4 protein-coding genes are annotated in these 3075 nt (G+C 72.5%); 3 read left to right on the top strand and 1 reads right to left on the bottom strand.

The features are described 5' to 3' along the window. Window positions 1–495 (bottom strand): tripartite tricarboxylate transporter substrate binding protein (locus tag DQW06_RS15585; RefSeq protein ID WP_255418241.1); only part of this gene is annotated, 495 nt, incomplete at its 3' end. Window positions 496–653: 158 nt separating this feature from the next. Between DQW06_RS15585 and DQW06_RS15590 the strand changes: the two genes are divergently transcribed. From DQW06_RS15590 to DQW06_RS15600, 3 genes are all read left to right on the top strand, one after another. Then, complete coding sequence (locus DQW06_RS15590) at window positions 654–1547, top strand: LysR family transcriptional regulator (RefSeq protein ID WP_013153526.1); 894 nt, start codon at window positions 654–656, stop codon at window positions 1545–1547. A gap of 136 nt (window positions 1548–1683) precedes the next feature. Next, window positions 1684–2589: a 5-dehydro-4-deoxyglucarate dehydratase gene (gene kdgD / locus DQW06_RS15595; RefSeq protein ID WP_041553150.1), complete on the top strand. Its 906-nt coding sequence runs from the start codon at window positions 1684–1686 to the stop codon at window positions 2587–2589. Next, window positions 2590–3075 (top strand): aldehyde dehydrogenase family protein (locus DQW06_RS15600; protein WP_117198785.1); only part of this gene is annotated, 486 nt, incomplete at its 3' end. It abuts the gene before it with no gap.

Here is a 3075-nt window from a genome sequence, read left to right on the forward strand (position 1 = left end):
CTCCAGGACCTCGTCGCCGGAGTCGACGAGGTCCTGGAGGGTGTCGTAGTCGGAGGAGGCCGCGGTGACGAGCACGTAGTCGTCGCGTGAGACGCCGGTGACGATCTCGTAGTCGGCGATGTCGACCGCCTCCTCCTCCGAGACCGCCAGGGGGGTGATCGCGGTGAGGGAGGCGTTGATGACGAGCAGGTTCTGGCCGTCGGGCTCCTGGGAGGCGAGTTCGTTGGCGGCCAGGGCGCCGTTGGCGCCGGGGGTGTTGACCACGGGGAGCGCGACGCCGAGCCCCTCCTGCGCGCCGTCGGCCAGCGCTCGGGCGATGAGGTCGGTGCTGCCGCCCGGGTCCTGTCCGACCATCACGGTGATCGGCCCCCGGGGGAACTCGCCCCCGGCGGAGCCCCCGCCGGACAGGTTCCCGCCGCAGGCCGCCAGCGACACGGTGAGCCCCGCTGCGAGGACCGGGGCCGCGCCCCGGCGGGCGCGGCTCCTGTGCGGCATGTGGGTCATGGTTCCCCGCCTTTCTTGTGGCCGCCGTCCGCACACGTCGGAGGGTTCTGTGTGAACGCGGTCACGTACTTCGGTGAGTGGCAGCATAGGAACACGCGATCATGCATGTCCAAGTCGAATACGGCATAAGCTGATACCTTCCGTGCATCATGTTCTCTTTCGACCAGTTGCGCGGTTTCGTCGCCGTCGCCGAGGAACTCCACTTCGGGCGGGCCGCGGAGCGGCTGTCCATGACCCAGCCCCCGCTCAGCCGCCAGATCCAGAAGCTCGAACGCGTCGTGGGCGTGCGCCTGCTGGAGCGCGACCGGCGCCACGTGGTCCTGACCGCGGCGGGGGAGGCCTTCCTGATCGAGGCCCGGCGTCTGCTGTCCCTGGCCGAGAGCGCGCCGGACCTGGCGCGGCGCATCTCCCAGGGGTCGCGGGGCACGCTGCGGATCGGCTTCACCGCGGCCTCCTCCTACGGCCTGCTCGGGGACATGATCAACTCCGTGGAGAGGCAGCTGCCGGAGATCACCGTCGAGCTGTTCGAGATGGTCACCAAGGAACAGGCCGCGGCCCTGCTCTCGGGTGAGATCGACATGGGCCTGGCCAGGCCGCCCCTGGACACCGACCTGTTCGGGTCGCGGGTCCAGCTCCGCGAGCGGTTGCTGGTCGCGGTGCCCGAGGCGCACCCGCTGGCGCGTCGCACGGGTCCGCTGTCCGCCGACGACCTGGTGGACGTGCCGCTGATCATGCACTCGCCGATCAAGGCCCGCTACTTCTACGACCTCGTGGTCGGCCTGCTGCCCATCGCCCACCAGAACGTGGTGCACACGGTCAGCCAGGTCATGACGATGGTCTGGCTCGTCGCCGCCGGACGCGGGGTCGCCTTCGTGCCCGCCTCGGCGACCGGTCTGGGCGTGGCGGGGGTGGCCTACCGCGAGCTGGAGGGGCTGCCCGAGAACCCCGTCGAACTCCACCTCATCTGGACCCACGACTCGCCCAATCCCGTCGTGCCGAGGGTGCTCCAGGCGTGGCCCGCCGCCGACGGAGGAGGCTCCTGATACCCGGTGGGTATCAGTTGATGCCCAACGAATCTTGGACAGCATCGAACGACGCTCCGTACGGTAGCGGCAACACCGTGCGGGCCCGCCACCCCCGGGGCCCGAGCCGCAGAACCGAGGACGACACGTGAACGCGATGCACCCAGACGACCTGGCCGGACGGCTCAGGTCCGGGCTCCTGTCCTTCCCCGTGACCCACTTCGACGGCGACCTGGCCTTCGACGAGGAGCGCTACCGGGAGCACCTGGCCTGGCAGGCCAGCCACGACGTGGCCGGGCTGTTCGCCGCCGGGGGCACCGGTGAGGGCTTCTCCCTCACCCCGGCCGAGATCGACCGCGTGGTGCGCACGGCGGTCGACGAGGTCGGGGGCCGGGTCCCGGTGCTCGCCCCGGCCACCGGCGGCACCGCGGCGGCCGCCCTGCAGGCCCGCGCCGCCCAGGAGGCGGGCGCGGACGGGATCCTGCTCATGCCGCCCTACCTCACCGAGGCCGGGCAGCCCGGCCTGGTCGAGCACGTCAGCGCGGTCTGCCGGGCCACCGACCTGGGGGTGGTCGTCTACAGCCGGGCCAACGCCGTGCTCGACGACCGCTCCGTGGCCGAGCTGGCCGAGCGCAACCCCAACCTCATCGGTTTCAAGGACGGCGTCGGCGACATCGAGGCGATGACCCGCGTCTACGCCCGGGTCGGCGACCGGCTGGTCTACATCGGCGGCCTGCCCACCGCGGAGACCTTCGCGCTGCCGCTGCTGGAGCTGGGGGTGAGCACCTACTCCTCGGCGATGTACAACTTCGCGCCCGAGTTCGCCCTGGGCTTCTACGCCGACGTGCAGGCCCGCGACAGGGAGTCGGTGTACCGCAAGCTCAACGACTTCGTCATCCCCTACCTGGACATCCGCGACCGCATGCGCGGCTACGCGGTCTCCATCGTCAAGGCCGGGCTCGACGCCGCGGGACGCCACGGCGGACCCGTCCGGCCGCCCCTGACCGCACTCACCCGGGCCGAGCGCGACGAGCTGTCCGCGCTGGTCGGAAAGGTTGCCTGAATGGCCGAGCACACTCCGGACCCGAAGGGCACGAACACGGGCACGGCCGCGGACGTCCTCGGACCGCTGGTGGCCTGCGCTCCCGTCGAGGGCGGGGCCGGGACCCTGCGCGCGACCGACCCCGCCACGGGGGAGGAGTTCGGCGAGCCCGTGGGCCTGGTGGACTCCGGCCAGATCCAGGAGGCCACCCGCGCCGCCGAGCAGGCCCTGGACGCCTTCCGCGCCCAGTCGCCAGCCGAGCGCGCCGACTTCCTGCGCCGCGTCGCCGACAACATCGACGCCCTGGGCGACGCGCTCGTGGACCGGGCGGTGCGCGAGAGCGGCCTGCCGCGCCAGCGCCTGACGGGGGAGCGGGCCCGCACCACCGGCCAGCTGCGCATGTTCGCCGACGTCGTGGCCCAGGGCGACGCCCTGGGCGCCCGCATCGACCCGGCGCTGCCCGACCGCACCCCCCAGCCCCGCCCCGACCTGCGCCTGGCGCACATC

The organism is Nocardiopsis sp. TNDT3 (assembly GCF_003427465.1).
Taxonomy (GTDB): domain Bacteria; phylum Actinomycetota; class Actinomycetes; order Streptosporangiales; family Streptosporangiaceae; genus Nocardiopsis; species Nocardiopsis dassonvillei.

What these genes read in the sequence shown, in the direction of transcription:
- DQW06_RS15590 (WP_013153526.1), top strand. Translation starts at nt 654, where the DNA reads ATGTTCTCTTTCGACCAGTTGCGCGGTTTCGTCGCCGTCGCCGAGGAA.
- kdgD (WP_041553150.1), top strand. Translation starts at nt 1,684, where the DNA reads ATGCACCCAGACGACCTGGCCGGACGGCTCAGGTCCGGGCTCCTGTCC.